This window comes from Rhizobacter sp. P5_C2, from assembly GCF_054049715.1.
The window spans coordinates 25,190-41,111 of record NZ_JBFULV010000062.1; the positions used below are offsets into that span (position 1 = coordinate 25,190).

The following is a 15,922-nucleotide window of genomic DNA, read 5'->3' on the forward strand; positions in this document are numbered from 1 at the left end:
CCGGGTTGGCATTCAGACCAGCGCGACCTCGCTGACCTCGCCGACCTCGGTGAGCGCCATGGCCGCGATGCCGGCCTGCGCGACCAGCCCGTCGATGTCCATCAGGATCAGCATGCGCTGGTGGCTGCTGACCAGCCGCTCCTGCACACCCCCCGGCCGCGCGAGCGACTGCACGCGCGAGCTGGCGACCTCGAACACCGGGCCAAGCTCGTCGACCCGCATCGCGAATCGCTGCCCGCGCGAACCCTGCGCGACCACCAGCGGCGCCTGCGGATCGGTCGCCGCGCCGGTGCCGCGCAGCACGCCGAGGTCGACCACCGGCAGCAGCCGGCCTTCGAACTCCAGCATGCCGAGCAGATGCGCCGGCGCGTTCGGCAGCGCCGCGATGCGCGGCTGCTGCAAGGCCTGCAGCGCCGTCGTCGACGGCACGCCCAGCCACTGGCCGGCGCACAGGAAGCTCGCGATCGACAGCAGCGGTTCCATGCCGCGTGGCGGCGTGGCGGCGTTGTCGAACACCATCGGCGCGGCCGGCGCGTGGGCGTGCACCGCGCCCAGCTTCAGCAGCGCCACCGACAGCAGGTCGTGCGGGCCGACGCTGCCATCGGCGTGGTACTCGCGGTAGCCGCCCGACACGCTGCAGCCGGCGCTCCACGCGACGCCGTCGAGGTGGATCACCGTGCTGGCCGACGCGCCGCGCGCGAGCGGCTGCCAGTCCGCCGGCACCGACCAGCCGCTGCCGACCGGCCAGCGCGCGACGTCGCTGCTCGCGACCACCGTGCCGGCCCGCGTCACCAGCAGCGCCGCCGCGCCGTGCGACGGCTCGCCCTGCGCATCGAGCGGCAACGCGTCGCGCAGCATCGCCGCGAACTGCGGCTCGCCATCGAAGACGATCGCGATGCCGCCGACCACGGTTGCCGTGCCGTCGTTCGCTCGCAGCGCGGCCCCGTGCACGAAGGTCGGCCGACCGCCGTACAGCCCACTCGCCGCATGCGCCGATTCGACATGCTGCTGCGGGTCGCGCAGCGCCAGCGTCTCGCGCACCCACGGCGCGTCGAGCAGCTCGCCGCAGCGGGCGTGCTCGGCCGGGTCCGACACCGCGACGATGCGCCCGTCGGTGTCGAACAGCACCAGCAGCGCATACACCGTGTAGAGCCCGTTGATGCGTTGCAGCACCGCGGCGGCACGCGCGGCATCGCGCTGCGCGGCCGGCTGCGACAGCACGCCGCGCAGCACACCGTCGAGCGCCCACCAGCGGCAGTCGTTGGCGCGCTCGTAAAGGTTGCGGTCGACGATGTCGATCGCCAGCCGCGCATGGTGGCGCGCCTCGTCGAACACCGCGTTCAGCGTCGAGCGGTGCAGGTTGGCGATCGCCTGCTCGAACACCTGGCGGATGCGCTCGCCGGTCTGGCCGACCTCGCGCAGCAGCGTCGCGGCGAACGCGTTCGAGGTGCCTTCGCCGGTCGGGCGCAGCCGGCCGTTCCACAGCACGCGCGACAGGTCGCGCTGGATGTGGCGCGCCTGCATCGGGATGGTGCGCAGCGCCTCGCCGAACAGCTCGCGGGTGTCGAGGCGCGCGAGCAGGTCGTCGGCATCGGCCGCGCCCTGCAGCGTGTCCTGCAGCTCGGAGGTGTCGAAGGCCTGGTCGACCGGCACCAGCGCGCGGGCCGACCAGCCGGGGCCCATGTAGCCTTCGTAGCCGGTCGCGGCGGCATGCACCATCAGGTACTCGCGGCCGGCGAAGCGGGCCAGCGGGTGGGCACCCGTTGCGGCCGGCGGCAGCGGCGCGCCGACCGGCACCTGCCACGGGTCGGACGAGGCCAGCACGGCATCGGCACCATCGGTCAGCACGATCACGCTGCGGTCGCGCGCCTCCAGCAGCTGCGAGAAGATCGCGCGCATCTCGTCGTCGAAGCGGAACGACAGGCACAGCACGCCCTCGATGCGCTCGTCCACGCGGATCGCCGCCGCGTACAGCAGCGCGCGCCGGCCGCCCATCAGCGGTGACGGGCCGAAGTGCTCGACGTAGGGGCCGCCCTGCAGCGCCTGCGCGAGCCAGGGCTCGCGGCCAGCGGGCTGCGCATCGATCGAATCGTCGAGCCGCGCCAGCACGCGGCCGTCGGGCGCCAGCGCGATCACGTCGTCGTACACGGTGTACTTGGCCGCGTACTCGGCAAAGCGGGCTTGCAGCGCGCGCAGCGCCGGGGCATCCGCACCGTCCGCGTCCTTGCTCGCGCGAACGACCTCGCGCAGCTGCGAATCGGTGCTCAGGAATCCGATGTCGGCGGTGCGCTCGAACAGGTTGCGCACCAGGATGTCGATCGCCACCTGCGCCTGGCTGCGCATGCGCTGCGCGACGTTCGTGAGCAGGCTGCGGCCCAGGCTGTCGAGCAGGTCTTCCGACAGCGACTGGAACGCGGCGCGCGTGGCGGCGATGTCGGGCAGCGTGCCGCTCATCTGGCCGAGCATCGACAGGCTGTCCCACACCCCTTGCAGCCGCAGCAGCGACTCGCGGTATTCGTCCACCGCGGGCATGCGCGACACCAGCGGGGCCACGTCGGGCGAGAAAGGCATCCCACGGCGCCAGATCTTTTTCATGGTTCTTCCTGAGGATTCAAGTGACTTCGTGAGACATCCGCCTCGCTGGCAGCCCTCAGCCGACACAGACGGTCTCAACTTTGAGAATCGGCCGATCCACGGCGCGGTACACCTGTACTTTCGTGAAACGGATCACGCTTGCGCATCACGCGACAGAAACGCATCCGCCGGGCCGCGCCGACGGCGCCGCGGTGTCAGCCCGGTGTCAGTCTCGGGCGCGCCGCGACGCGTTTTCGCAGGCTTGCGAATCGGCGGCCTTCGGTTTCTCGTTTCTGAGGTGCCAGGCGTGACTGAGAGTTCATGAGCTTGTTTTTTCGTGCGATCACGAGACTGAGCTGCATCGGGTCCTGCATCGGACCTTGCACTCAAAGGAGAGATCGCCATGCAGATTCAAGTCCTCACCGTCCTGGCCCGCCACGAACACGTCCAGGCCCTCATGTCACCGGTGCTCGAAGGCCGCGTCCAGGAAGCCGTCTCGAAAGCCGAAGAGCTGCTGGGCGACCGCCCGGCGCACCTGGGCGACGACATGCTGAGCGAGCTGGCCCAGCTGTGCGGCGACCTGATGCTGTCGCTGGACCGCGCCGAAGAAGCCGAGGAGACCTACCGCCAGGCCGTCAAGCTGGCCGGCGGCGCGCAGCGCGGCACGGTGCGCGTGGTGTCGTGCCGCGGCACCGGCTTCCTGAGCCTGTACCAGCACCGCTACGGCACGGCCGCGGCCTGCTTCGGCCGCATCGCGGTCGACGAGGCCGCGACGCCGGCGCAGAAGGTGGAAGCGCTGTGCGCGATGGCGATGGCCCGCCAGGGCCTCGGCCAGAAGGAGCGCGCGATGCAGGCGCTCGACGATGCGAGCGAGATCGCCCGCGACGACGATTCGGCCCAGCTGGCCATGCTGGTGAGCCTGGTGCGCGTCGAGCTGCTGGCGCAAAGCGAGATCCGCGCGCACGACGACCTGCGCGACCACGTGTTCTGGCAATCGCCGCTGGTCGACCGCATGCCGGCTTCGGCCCAGCTGCAGCCGGTGTCGGCGATCGAGCACTGCATGAACGCGCATGGCCGCTTCCCGCTGGTGGCGCGCCGGCTGCGCCAGCTGCGCGACCTGGTGATGGCCGGCTGCGGCGACGCCCGCGCGCAGGCCGCGCTGCCGGATCACATCGCCGGGCTGCGCACGCTGGGCCTCGCGACGCTCGAGCGCCAGGCGCGGCTCGACACCGCGCTGGTCGCGATCACCCAGCGCCAGGCCGAGCTGGCGCGGGCCACGCTCGAACCGCTGCAATCGCGCGAGGCCGAGATGGGCGGGCGCCAGCGCTGGCGCATGGAGCTGTCTTACTGCCTCGCGAAGGTTTGCGCGCTGTCGGGCCGCGTCGATGAATCGATGCGCCACTACCAGCGCTACGCGCTCGAGTCGATGCAGTGCGTGCGCACCGAATCGGCCTTCGACGACCGCGCGGCGCGGCCGGGCACGGCGGCGCCGGTGGCGGTGAAGGACGACATCGAGATGCGGCTGCCGGCCAAGTACCGCCGCGCCTACCGCTACCTGCTGGAGCACCTCGACTGCGCCGAGCTGAGCGTGCGCGAGATCGCCGACGACATGGGCGTGACCGAGCGGGCGCTGCAATGGGCCTTCAAGAACCACCTGGGCATGACGCCGGGCGAGGTGATGCAGCGCTGCCGCGTCGAGCGCATCCGCGCCGACCTGCTGCGCGACGACGCACCGGGCCACAGCGTGATCGAGACCGCGGCGCGCTGGGGCATCCGCAACCGCTCGACGCTGGTCACCTCGTACCGCAAGTACTTCCGCGAGACGCCGACCGAGACGCTGGCGCGCCGCGGCCGTGCGGACCAGATGGCTGCGGCGTACTGAGCCCATCATGGGTTCGCATGGTTTGCGTGCGTCGATCGGCGCGCTGATGGCGGGCATGGCCTCGCAGGCGGGTGCGGCCTACGACTGCACCGATGCGTTCGGCAACCGCTACCTGAGCGCGCGGCTGATCGAGGGCGGCGTGCAGTGCGTGCCGGTGCTTCCACCGGTGCCGGCTGCGAAGCCGTTGACGTCGCAGGACGTGGCCTCGATCCTGGGACTGTCCGATGCGGCCTTGGCGGCCGAGGTGCAGCGCCGCGGCGGCAGCCTGATGCTGCTGCCGCCGTCGGCCGTCGCGATCTCGGTGGTGCCGTCGGCCGAGCGGGTCACCGCGTACGACCCGATCATCGAATCGGTGGCGCGTGCCTTCGGCACCGACGTGAACCTGCTGCGCGCGATCGTGCACGTGGAGTCGCGCTTCAACCCGAACGCGGTGTCGCCGAAGGGCGCGATCGGGCTGATGCAGGTGATGCCGGCGACGGCCTCGCGCATGGGCCTGGCCGATGCCGAGCGCAACCTGTTCGAGCCGGAGGCCAACCTGCGCACCGGCACGCGCTACCTGCGGCTGCTGCTGAACATGTTCGAAGGCCAGCCGGAGCTGGCGGTGGCGGCCTACAACGCCGGCGAGGGCGCGGTGATGAAGTACGGGCGGGAGATCCCGCCTTACCCGGAGACGCAGGCTTACGTGCAGAACGTGATGGCGATCTACAGGAGCTTGAGTCGGTGAGGCTTGCTCGTGGGACACCGAAAGGCCTGCCAGCCTTCTATCCGCAAGAATACTGGCAGGCTCATGCAGAGGCGTATTCAGCGCTGGTCTAGGTTCTCCCAGATGTCCTTGATAGCCGCAAGTTCAGCCGCGGGCGCGCCGGTCACGGCACGGTTTAGCCTGTGGGCGCCGTCTCGTGCGTATCGGACCAAAGCGTGAACGGCTCTGCCGGGCGCCTTTGCAATGGCCCTCGGCGCATTGCTGGCGACGCGGGTCATTCCTCGAACAATCGTATTCATTACTGCACCTTCAAACTGCTAGTGAACTGCACCAGAGATGATCTGGCATCGTGTGCCGATCGAGTTCTGCGCATGCGTCGTGAACATGCACATGACTCGCCGGACTTCTGCTGAGTGGTCGAGCCCTCCAGCGGGTTCCGGGTCAGGTTCAATCGGCTGGGCTGTCAAGTGTGCAGAAGATTCTGGACCCGTCGATCTGATCGCGTCCCAAGGTGCACTGGACATGGGTGCCACAGTCCATGGCCTCAACGCTCGACCGGAATCGCGATCTACCGCAGCCTGAGCCGGTGAGTTCGTGCGTGGCCACACGCACCTGACAGGGACATATCTCCAAGACCAGAGCGCCCGACATGCAGCGGCGACGGAACGCAGCGCGTGATGCGGTGACACAGCAGACACGCCCGCGGCCGCGGGCTGGCGTATCACCTGGCCTGGAGCAGTTCCGATGGATGACCCTGATCGATGGCAAAGCCTGTTCGTGCAGCGGATGCGCGCACTGTTCGAGGCGAATGGACAGCCCGCACCTGAACTCAGCCACGACGGCGAAGCAGCCGATGCGGTGGGGTTCACGATGGACGGGGTCGATTTCGAGATCTCGTTCCACGCGCCTCTGCACCGAGACCACCTGCTGCTCGAATGCGAGTTCGGCGCCGCCCCTCGGGACGAGTGGGCGCTGCGGAAGCTGCTGCGCCTCAACCGCCGGCTGCAGGTCTCAGGCCGGGGCAGCTTTGGTTGGCGGCGGGAAGCCGATGCGATCACCTTCGGGATGCAGCTTCCGTTGCCGCAGTGCGAGAAGGACACGATCGAAGCCGTGATGGCTGCGATCGCGCAGCAGGCCCATCACTGGCGCGCCGGGCGGAGCTTGGACGAAGAAGCAATCCCGGCGGTGGAATCGCCTGATGAGCCGTCGTCGCCGCCAGACGCCGATGTGCGTTCGGAGTTGGTGCGTGTGCTGCATGAGGTGTGCGATGACGAGCGCGTGGACGGTGTCGATGAACTCGATGCGCCGCCTCAGGTCTTGGCGCTTCGCCTCGCGGTGGGGGATGCCGAGGTGACCCTGGTGCATGCCGAGCCGGGGTCGGCCCGGTTGACCCTGGAGTGCGTATACGGTGCGGCGCCGATCGTTCAGCCGGTCGAGATCTTGTTGGAGCTGCTGGAGGCGACGGAAGCCCATGCCACCGGCGGGGCGGATGGCTTCGGCCTGGAAGAGCCTGCGGACCTGGCGGTGTACCGAAGTACTTGCCTCGGTCCGGACTGGACGAGTCAGGATTTGCTGACCGAGATCCTCGATATCGGTCGCAGCTCGACGGAATGGTTCGATGCCTGCTGGCGAAGCCGGAATCCATCGCAGGTGCCATCGCGCCCGGTGGACGAACTGGTCGATGTGTTGAATTGATGATTTTTGGAGCTTGAGATGCCGAACTCTGATGCTGGTACCTTTCTTCGTCTTCGTGGTGTGAATCCACTTAAATCAATGCGTCRCTGGATGGATGACGTCAATTTCCGTCACTCAAAAAAAGATGGCGAGTACAGGGTTTTTCCGCGCACAAAGGAAGAGCGCGTCGACCGTCTGCGTCATATCAAACAAGCAGCAAACACTATTTCAAACTATGGCAGGGCCAATAAGCCCGATGAGGAGGGCCAGGAAAAGGAATGTGTTTCCTATTCGGATTTTGTGCCTGGTGGATTTGATGATTTGCCTCCTGAAGTGCAACACGGTTACTACATGGACCCTGGTATCACCGACAGGGTCGTGCGTGAGTGTGCTCCGGGTCTGGCGGGTATTCTCGAGAAAACGGAAGATCAAGAGAAATTTTGCAGAGATGCGGTGAGGCATTTCCGTTGCCTACTTCGCGGAGACGGGTTTGATTTGTCGTTGGCGGTCGCCGGGGCAAACATGCTTCTCACGTGCGAGGGAAAAGCAAACGAAAATAAGGAGACATTTTTAGATGACGGCTTGTTTCACCTTGCGGAGCGCCTTTCGAAGGCGGGAGAGCGGATCAGCATCGGTTCGCCTCGCCACCGTGCGCCCGAGGATGGCTCTGTAAGCGGTACCGTCATCCACGTGAACCGACGTGAAGTTGGTGACGTGATGGTGAAGAAGAATGGTAAGAATAGCTTTGCTTTCCATACGAAGGCAATCAGCAGAAATCGAACAAGATTCGGAATCATCAAAAAGGGGACACGGGGGATTAATACCACTCGTGCCAAGCTGCGCGCGGCCTATCAGTCCGTTTTCCACGCCGTCACTGAGAAAAGGGATGACAACGATGTAATGCCAGATTCCGTGATTTTGACTCCTCTGTTCGGCTCATCGAAGGACGGATCAAAAATCGTGCGAAGAAGAAATAAGAATGGTGAAATGGAGACCAAGGATAAATATCGGACCATCGATACTACTTTGGGGGGGGCTGCGAGAATTTTGACCATCAATCCAAATATAAAGAAAATTGACTTCGAGGCCGGCTCGAATTACAAGGCATTTCGGAATGGCTGTAGGGAACGGCTGGGACAAATATTTCCGCAGGCACCTAGAAAAAGAGCCGAAAACGATATTGTTCTCGATGTTTCAGGTTCTGAAGTCGATGCGCCGGCAGATGTCGATAGAGCGCGCAGGTCGGGGCATGAAAATGTGGGGAGTCACGTCCCTTCACCCAAACTGGTATCGTCAAGTCGCAGTGAATCCTCGGTGCCGTATGAAAGATCTGACCGCTCGGCTGCGTCGAGCGTGGCGGAGAGTAATGCCGAAGAATCAGGAAGTGAATCTGCGTTGCCTGATACGGACGCGGCGTCTTCCAGTGTCGAAGATGGGTATTTCGGCTCCAGGGGTAATAGGGTGGAATATTTTGAGAAAAAAGGCTGGCGCACCGATTTCGGCAACCCTGACTATAAACAAGAGTGGGAAGGAATAACGTTGCCCGAGGGATCGAGCGAGATGCATTCTTCGGAAAATAACACGGGCAGCCCCGGGCGTTCTTCAATGTCGGAAAATGACGATGTGGCCTCGTCGACGGGTACTATAGAAAAAGCCATTGTTGTTAAATATAAAGGGGCGATTGGGGAAAGCAAAGGATTTAATTCGGAGGTGCGCGAACCTGCGCCTGGAAGTATAACGATGGAAGCCAACACTGCGGGGCCGAGGGGCGATGGGTTCAAAGAGAAAAGAACTAAGGACGTGAAGAGTGAGGGAGTGCGGCTTGCCAAAGGAAATATCAGAAGATCGTTGGGTACAGCCCCGCGGGTCGTGTTTGATACATACGCATTTTCCACAAATGGAAACAGGCCGCTGAAATTACAAGAAATTCGGAATCAACTTAAGGTTGCTGTGGACCCTCTGCGTAAGTCGTACCTGATGGATTCGGGATTGGAAGTAATTCACGCCTATCAACTTGGTGATCATATAAGCGGGCTCGACCTCCAAATTAAGAGCATTCTATTTGAAATTTCCAAGGCCAAGTCCACCTTGGGATATGGAAATGAGGGAAAGTTAGAAACAATGGCAGACTCGTTGCAAAAATGCGGCGCAATTCTAAAACAAACGCAACGGATGCTCGATAGCGCCACTTCCGAAGACCGACGGAATCAGGTGAAAAAAGCCCTGCAAAGAGTCGTGAAAGTGATGGATATCATTTCAAGATCGCCGAAAGCAAAGGCGGTCGAGAAGGAGCGTGTACGGCAGCGGCCTGAGAAAAATGTCGTTTCCAGGTCGACTGGTAAAGAAGTCGGTTCGGATCGGTCGCGCGCCGAAATGATTGAGACCAAAGCGTCCGAAGCGGTTATTAATGTGCTTGAATATTGGCAGAGTTCGAGCCACATTAAGAAGGATGAGGGTTTGAAAGGCCTTGAAGATATTCTTAGTATTTCAGCGGGGGCCAAGGATAATGCTCGGCTCGCGGAACTCGAAAAAAATCACGATCGTCTGCAGGGTCTGTACTTGGCCATCAAAAGAATGGATGACGAAGATGGACTTGTGCGCCTGTACCGAAATGCAATGAGCGTGCTCAAAAATATGCAGCACTCATCGTCCACGCATCAATGACGCGAATCCAGCGACCTCTGCGCAGGTAGCTCCAACGCGACCCGCTGCAGCCCTATGGCGCATTCATGCGCCATAGGGAGTTTTCTATCTCGCGTGCGATCTCCTCGCACAGTGTGCAGCCGCGATGCCGTGCTGCGCGAGCGGCTCGCGTGGTCCTCGATCAGCCGATTTCGTGCCGTCGTAGCCCGGACGCCAACCCGGGAGCGCATCACGCCGCCATCCCGGATTGGCATCCGGGGCTACCTCTCCGCCGGCAACTCCAACGCCACCCGCAGTTCCCCCGCCGGCGCATCCATGCGCCACAACCCCCCCTGCATCTCGCGCGCGATCTCCTCGCACAGCGTGAAGCCGACCCCGCCGACCGCCGACGCATCCGCCTCGCGCGCCGCTGACGCGAACAGCACCCGCACCGCCGAGCCGTTCATCGACAGCAGCACCTGAGGCGCCTGCGCGCCCCCCAGCCGCTCGATCTCGATCAGCAGGATGCGCAGCAGCACCGCCAGCCGCTGTGCGTCACCACGCACCTGCGGCGGCGCCACGCCGTGCAGCGCCAGCGGCTCGCGCGGCCCCGAGCGGCCGATCGCCATGCCGTTCCAGGCCTCCTGCAATGCGAGCGGCAGGTCGAGCACCATCGCCTGCGGTGCCGCCCGGTACGAAAACATGCGCAGCTGCCGCGTCAGCGCCGTCGCCTCGTCGATGTGCGCGACCACGCCGCGCAGCGCCGTCGACATCTCGGCCGGCTTCAGATGGTCGGCCTGCGTGATGCACAGCGACAGCGCCTGCCGGGCCGCCACCAGCGGCGCGCCCAGCGAGTGGTAGATCTGCGCCATCAGCCGGCCGACCACCGCCAGCCGCTGCGCATGCAGCATCGCGGTCTCGCGCTCCAGCCGGCGCTCCTCGGCATCGCGCTCCAGCGCGGCCATGCGGTAGTGCAGCCGCTCCTGCTCGGGCTGCGTGAAGCGCCGCGCCGCATGCGCCTGGCGCAGCCAGCGCAGCGCATCGGCATGCCGGCCGTTCGCGGCATGCGCATTGGCCAGCATCTGCATCGTGTTCGGCAGTTCGCCGTCATGGCGGATGCTGCGCATCGCGCGGATCGCCCGCTCGAAACGCGCCGCGGCCCGCCCCGGCCGCCCGGCGTGCTGGTAGTACACGCCCATCGTCAGCCACACCTGCGCCATCCAGCGCGGCGCCCGCGGCAGCTGGCGCACGCGCCGCAGGAAGATCGACGCGGTGTGCCGCGCGCCTTCCAGGTCGCCGAGTCGCGAGCGCGCGTAGATCACCATGTGCAGCGACGCCAGCGGGCTGCGGTCGCTCGTCCGCGGCAGCGCCTCGGCGGCCCGCCGCCGCTCGGCCTGGGCCTCGGCCAGCCGGCCGCGCCGCTCGTGCGCATCGGCCAGGTAGGTGCGGCTGAAGCCGAGCGCGGCGCGCGCACTCTCGGCGGTGGTCGCCACCTGGCTGCGCACCTTTTCGCCTGCCTTTTCGCTTGAGATCTCCGCGGCGACGCGCAACACCTCCTCGCAGCAGTTGGCCGCCGCGTCGAACTCGTCGACGCACAGGAAGGTGCAGGCCTGGTTGAACAGCAGCCGCACCAGCAGCTCCAGGTCGCCGCGCGCACGCGCGCCGGCCTGCGTCTGGCGCAGGTGCTCGAGCGCCCGGCTGAAGTCGCCGGTCTCGATGCAGATCGAGATGCAGGTGCTGTCCGCGCTCGAGGCGCGCGCGGTGTCGCCGGCGCGCTCCAGCTTCTCGCTGGCCGACAGCGCCCGCGCATACGCCAGCTCGTACTCGCCGAGCTGCGCATGCAGCCGCGCCATCAGCAGCTGGATGCGCCCGAGCGTGTGGCCGTCGACGCCGTCGCCGGCGGCCAGCGCCGCCGCCTGTTCGAGCAGGCCGCGGTGGCGGGCGGGGTCTTCGGCGGCTTCGAGGGCCGGCAGCGCTTCGATCACGCGCTGCAGTTCGGCCGTCGGCGGGGCGATCGGATCAAGCATGCGCCGCATTGTGCGGGCGCCGTGCGCTCATCGGAACAAAGCCGAACGCGCCACGTCGGGTTTGCACACGCCGCTTCGCGCCCGGTGGTGGCTGGCCGCGGCGGCACGCCTAGCCTGTCGATGTCGGCAATCCGTCGACGCCCGTTGCATTCGGTCACCCCATGTCCGACGAAAAAACCGAAGAGCCCACAGAGCAGAAACTCCGCAAGGCGCGCGAGGAGGGCCAGGTCGCCAAGAGCCAGGACGTGGCGATCGCCGCGTCGACGCTGGCCGTCGTCGGCACGCTGATGGCGATGGCCGACAGCAGCGTCGCCCGCATCCGCACCGTGATCTCGCTCGCGCTCGACATCGGCCCCGGCGACATCCCGATGGACGTGATCTGGAAGCGCCTCGCCGCGATGGGCATGGAGGCGGGGTTCGTGATCCTGCCGCTGCTGGTGGTCGCGGCCATCGGCGCGATCGTCGGCATCGCCGCGCACGTCGGCTTCCAGCTCACGCCCAAGGCGGTGCAGCCCAAGTTCGACAGCCTGAACCCGGCCCAGGGCATCAAGAAGGTGTTCTCGGTGAAGTCGCTGATGAGCTTCGCGCAGATGGTGCTGAAGGCCGTGATCATCGGCGCGGTGATGTGGCAGGTCATCGTGCAGCTGCTGCCGCTGATCTCGGGCGCGGTGTTCCAGACGCCGATGGCGATCGGCGCCATCGCCTGGGGCGCGATCGGCAAGGTGCTGCTGTTCGCGGTGGCGCTGTTCCTGGTGCTGGCCCCGCTCGACTACGCGCTGCAGCGCCACCACTTCATGAAGGGCCAGCGCATGTCCAAGGACGAGATCAAGCGCGAGTTCAAGGGCCAGGAAGGCGACCCCGAGATCAAGGGCCAGCGCAAGCAATTGGCGCGCGAGCTGGCCGAAGAGGACCCGAAGCAGGCGGTGGGTCGCGCCGATGCGGTGGTCGTCAACCCGACCCACTACGCGGTGGCGATCCGCTACCGCGCCGACGAGGCCGGCGTGCCGGTCGTGCTGGCCAAGGGCGTGGACGACGCGGCGCTGCGCATCCGCGGCCATGCCGAGGCGATGGGCGTGCCGGTGTTCGCGCACCCTCCGCTCGCCCGCGCGCTGCACAAGGTGCCGGTCGACCACGCCGTGCCCGAAGAACTGTTCGAAGCGGTGGCCGTCGTGCTGCGCTGGGTCGACGAGATCGGCGCCAGGCGTAGCGAGACCCCCGGCGAAGACAACCCCGTTYATTGACCCTCGACCCAGGCGGATGCCATGAAGAAATTCAAGATCAACATAGGCGGCGATGCCGCGATGGTGGCCACCGTGGTGGCCATCCTCGCGCTGATGGTGCTGCCGCTGCCGACCTTCCTGATCGACGGCCTGCTCGCCATCAACCTCACCATCAGCACGCTGCTGCTGATGGTGACGATGTACATCCCGAGCGCGGTCTCGCTGACCTCGTTCCCGGCGCTGCTGCTGTTCACGACGCTGTTCCGGCTGTCGCTGAACATCTCGTCGACCAAGCTGATCCTGCTGCACGCCGACGCCGGCCACATCATCGAGTCGTTCGGCAACCTGGTGGTCGGCGGCAACCTGGTGGTGGGCATCGTGGTGTTCCTGATCATCACGGTGGTGCAGTTCATCGTGATCGCCAAGGGCTCGGAGCGGGTCGCCGAGGTCGGCGCGCGCTTCACGCTGGACGCGATGCCGGGCAAGCAGATGAGCATCGACGCCGACCTGCGCGCCGGTCACCTGACGGCTGACGAGGCGCGCCAGCGCCGCGGCGCGCTCGCGATGGAAAGCCAGCTGCACGGTGGCATGGACGGCGCGATGAAGTTCGTCAAGGGCGACGCGATCGCCGCGCTGATCATCACGGTGATCAACATCCTGGCCGGCATCGTGATCGGCATCACCTACCACGGTATGCCGGCGGCCGAGGCGGCGAACCGCTTCGCGATCCTGTCGATCGGCGATGCGATGGTGTCGCAGATCCCGTCGCTGCTGATCTGCGTCGCGGCCGGCGTGATGATCACCCGCGTGGCCGACGAGCACGCGACCAAGCCGAAATCGCTGGGCGAGGAGATCACCTTCCAGCTGACGCGCAGCCCGCGTGCGCTGTACCTGGCGGCCGGCTTCCTGTGCGGCTTCGCGCTGGTGCCGGGCTTTCCGTGGTACGTGTTCCTGGCGCTGGCCGCCTTCCTGGTGATGCTGGCGCGCAAGCTGCAAGCCCAGGCCGGTGGCGCCAAGGGCGGGCACGACGGCGAGCCGGATGCGCTGAAGGGCCTGCAGCGCGAAGGCGCGAAGGCCCGCAAGGGCGACATCCAGGCGATCGAGGACAAGGCGAGCGCGTTCACCGCGCCGCTCGCGGTGACGATGTCGCCGGCGCTGGCGGCCTCGCTGCGGTCCGACCTGCTGAACGCCGCGTTCGAGCGCGAGCGCCTGGGGCTGCAGGAGCAGCTCGGCCTGCCGTTCCCCGGCATCCGGCTGTGGACGCGCGCGAGCCATGCCGACAACGAGTACGAGCTGCTGCTGCACGACGTGCCGCACGGCAGCGGCCAGGTGGTGATCGGCCCGAAGCCGGACGGCGAGCCGTCCAACGAGGAGCTGATCGCGAAGCACGCGGTGCAGTCGCTGCACGAGCAGGCGCACCAGTTCCTCGGCATCCAGGAAGTGCAGTGGGTGCTGGAGCGGGTCGGCGCGGAGTACCCGGGGCTGGTGGCCGAGATGCAGAAGGTCGTCACGGTGCAGCGCATCGCCGAGGTGCTGCGCCGGCTGCTGGAAGAGCAGCTGCCGATCCGCAACATGCGGGCGATCTGCGAGAGCCTGATCAACTGGGGCCCGAAGGAGAAGGACGCGCTGATGCTCACCGAGTACGTGCGCGGCGACCTCGGGCGCTGGCTCAGCCACCGCGCGACGCAGGGCAGCGGCTCGCTGTCGGCGGTGCTGCTGGAGCCGGCGGTCGAGAAGATGATCCGCGACGCGATCAAGCCGACACCGGCCGGCAACTACCTGGCGCTGGCGCCGGATGCCGTCGCCGCGATCGCACGGCGCGTGAAGGAGCTGGCGGGGATGACGCCGCGCGCCGGCATCGCGGTGGTGACCTCGATGGACATCCGCCGCTATGTGCGGCGCATCGTCGAATCGGAATCGAAGTGGCTGGCGGTGTACTCGTACCAGGAGCTGGGCGCGCAGGTGCGGGTCGAGCCCCTCGGTCGCGTCGCGCTGTGACCGCGGTTGAACTGGCATGAGCCGCGCCCGCCCTGTTTCTTTCGAAGTGCACCGCAGCACGCTGCCGAAGCAGCCTGCGCCGGCCGACAGCCTGCGCGCGCCGAGCTTCACCGACCTGCTGCGCCAGCGTCGCCCGTCCAGCGGTGCGCGGCCGTTCGGCGAGCGCCTGCGGCCTGAGGCCGAGCCTTCTTCGTCGCATGCGCCTGCCGAGGACGAACTCGCGGTATCGGCCGAGCCCGAGCACGCCGCCCCAGTCACCCGCGAGCCCGAACCCGAGCAGCAGGCCGAGCCCGACTGGGCCGACGAGCTGATCCCCAGCCCCGAACTGCTGCAACCGCTGCTGCACGGCACGACCCGCGTCGCCCGCGTGGCCGCGCCAACGCACCCGCTGGTCGCCGCGATCGCGCAGACCATCTCGCGCTTCTGCAACGACCGCGCGGTCGACGACAGCGAAGGCTGGCAGGTGCGCATGCCGCTGCGCCCCGACGTGCTGGCCGACACCACGCTCACGCTGTCCGTTTCGTCGTGCTGGTTGCAGCTTCGCTTCGAGACCGCCGATTCGAAGGCCCGCGACCTACTCTTTGCCCATCGCGACGCCCTCGCCGCGACGCTCGAAGAGTCCCTGAACCGCCGGCGCGACGTCGCCATCTCCATTGACTGAATCGCCATGACCGCTGCCACCCGCATCGAACCCGTCACGCCGATCGCCGCCCACCTGGGGGCCGTCGGCACCGCCGCCGCCAGCGCCTCGCGCCTGCTCCACGACCGCCGCCTCGGCGCGCTGTGGCAGGCGCTGGACCTGCGGCGCGGTGGCCTGTCGCTCGCCGCGGTGCCGGATGCCGGCAACGCGCCGCGCGGTCTGTCGCACGATCTCTCGCACTACGCACTCGAACTCGATTGCGATGCCGGCCGCTTCAGCCTCGCGATCGCCTGCCGCGCCGATGCCGCGCTGTCGCTGGCCGCGGCGCCGGACCTCGGCGCCCCGCTGCGTGCGCTGGCTGCCGAAGCGCTGTTCGGCGAGACCACCGAGCGCCTGTCGCGCCTCGTGCTGCCCGGCGTGCAGGCGGTGTCGCTCGCGCCGCTGGCCGGCGCCCAGATTCCGCGCACCGGCTGGTGCAGCTTGCGCCGCGACGGCGTCGAGATCGCGCGCATCGCCGCGCAACAACTTCCCGGGCCGGTGCACGACGCGCTGCGCGGCGCCGCGCGCCCGCACGGCCAGCGC

Annotated in this window: 9 protein-coding genes and 1 pseudogene; 8 read left to right on the plus strand and 2 right to left on the minus strand. The window is 66.9% G+C overall.

Annotated features, from left to right (window positions below; genetic code table 11):
- Positions 1–12: 12 nt before the first annotated feature.
- Positions 13–2,595, minus strand: coding sequence for a chemotaxis protein CheW (locus ACXJLU_RS21485; protein WP_457334459.1), 2,583 nt, complete (start codon positions 2,593–2,595; stop codon positions 13–15).
- Between the two features lie 382 nt (positions 2,596–2,977).
- On the opposite strand from ACXJLU_RS21485, the gene ACXJLU_RS21490 reads away from it, so the two are divergent.
- The 4 genes from ACXJLU_RS21490 to ACXJLU_RS21505 all read left to right on the plus strand — a co-directional run bounded on the left by ACXJLU_RS21490 (position 2,978) and on the right by ACXJLU_RS21505 (position 9,497).
- Positions 2,978–4,456, plus strand: a complete 1,479-nt coding sequence (locus tag ACXJLU_RS21490) for a helix-turn-helix transcriptional regulator (RefSeq protein ID WP_457334462.1) — start codon at positions 2,978–2,980, stop codon at positions 4,454–4,456.
- Between the two features lie 7 nt (positions 4,457–4,463).
- On the plus strand, positions 4,464–5,180 hold the full coding sequence (locus tag ACXJLU_RS21495; protein WP_457334464.1) for a lytic transglycosylase domain-containing protein: 717 nt from the start codon (positions 4,464–4,466) through the stop codon (positions 5,178–5,180).
- 723 nt (positions 5,181–5,903) lie between these two features.
- Entirely contained in the window at positions 5,904–6,854 is a 951-nt protein-coding gene (locus ACXJLU_RS21500) for a CesT family type III secretion system chaperone (RefSeq protein WP_457334466.1), read from the plus strand.
- An 18-nt stretch (positions 6,855–6,872) separates the two neighbouring features.
- On the plus strand, positions 6,873–9,497 hold the full coding sequence (locus ACXJLU_RS21505) for a hypothetical protein (RefSeq protein WP_457334468.1): 2,625 nt from the start codon (positions 6,873–6,875) through the stop codon (positions 9,495–9,497).
- A 239-nt stretch (positions 9,498–9,736) separates the two neighbouring features.
- Here ACXJLU_RS21505 and ACXJLU_RS21510 read toward each other — a convergent pair whose 3' ends face one another.
- Entirely contained in the window at positions 9,737–11,482 is a 1,746-nt protein-coding gene (locus ACXJLU_RS21510; protein WP_457334470.1) for a tetratricopeptide repeat protein, read from the minus strand.
- A 161-nt stretch (positions 11,483–11,643) separates the two neighbouring features.
- Here ACXJLU_RS21510 and sctU point away from each other — a divergent pair, with 161 nt between their 5' ends.
- The 4 genes and pseudogenes from sctU to ACXJLU_RS21530 form a co-directional block, all read left to right on the plus strand.
- Entirely contained in the window at positions 11,644–12,723 is a 1,080-nt protein-coding gene (gene sctU / locus ACXJLU_RS21515) for a type III secretion system export apparatus subunit SctU (protein WP_457334472.1), read from the plus strand.
- A 21-nt stretch (positions 12,724–12,744) separates the two neighbouring features.
- Complete coding sequence (locus ACXJLU_RS21520) at positions 12,745–14,700, plus strand: FHIPEP family type III secretion protein (protein WP_457334474.1); 1,956 nt, start codon at positions 12,745–12,747, stop codon at positions 14,698–14,700.
- Between the two features lie 16 nt (positions 14,701–14,716).
- Positions 14,717–15,361 carry a type III secretion system protein SctP gene (gene sctP, locus ACXJLU_RS21525; protein WP_457334476.1) on the plus strand — a complete coding sequence of 215 codons (645 nt, stop codon included), beginning with the start codon at positions 14,717–14,719 and terminating at the stop codon, positions 15,359–15,361.
- Between the two features lie 6 nt (positions 15,362–15,367).
- Positions 15,368–15,922: pseudogene (locus ACXJLU_RS21530) on the plus strand (hypothetical protein); the annotation flags it as partial.

Coding starts and splice junctions, on each gene's coding strand:
- ACXJLU_RS21500 (WP_457334466.1), top strand. CDS start 5,904: ATGGATGACCCTGATCGATGGCAAAGCCTGTTCGTGCAGCGGATGCGC.
- sctP (WP_457334476.1), top strand. CDS start 14,717: ATGAGCCGCGCCCGCCCTGTTTCTTTCGAAGTGCACCGCAGCACGCTG.
- ACXJLU_RS21510 (WP_457334470.1), bottom strand. CDS start 11,482: ATGCTTGATCCGATCGCCCCGCCGACGGCCGAACTGCAGCGCGTGATC.
- ACXJLU_RS21495 (WP_457334464.1), top strand. CDS start 4,464: ATGGGTTCGCATGGTTTGCGTGCGTCGATCGGCGCGCTGATGGCGGGC.
- ACXJLU_RS21485 (WP_457334459.1), bottom strand. CDS start 2,595: ATGAAAAAGATCTGGCGCCGTGGGATGCCTTTCTCGCCCGACGTGGCC.
- ACXJLU_RS21520 (WP_457334474.1), top strand. CDS start 12,745: ATGAAGAAATTCAAGATCAACATAGGCGGCGATGCCGCGATGGTGGCC.
- ACXJLU_RS21490 (WP_457334462.1), top strand. CDS start 2,978: ATGCAGATTCAAGTCCTCACCGTCCTGGCCCGCCACGAACACGTCCAG.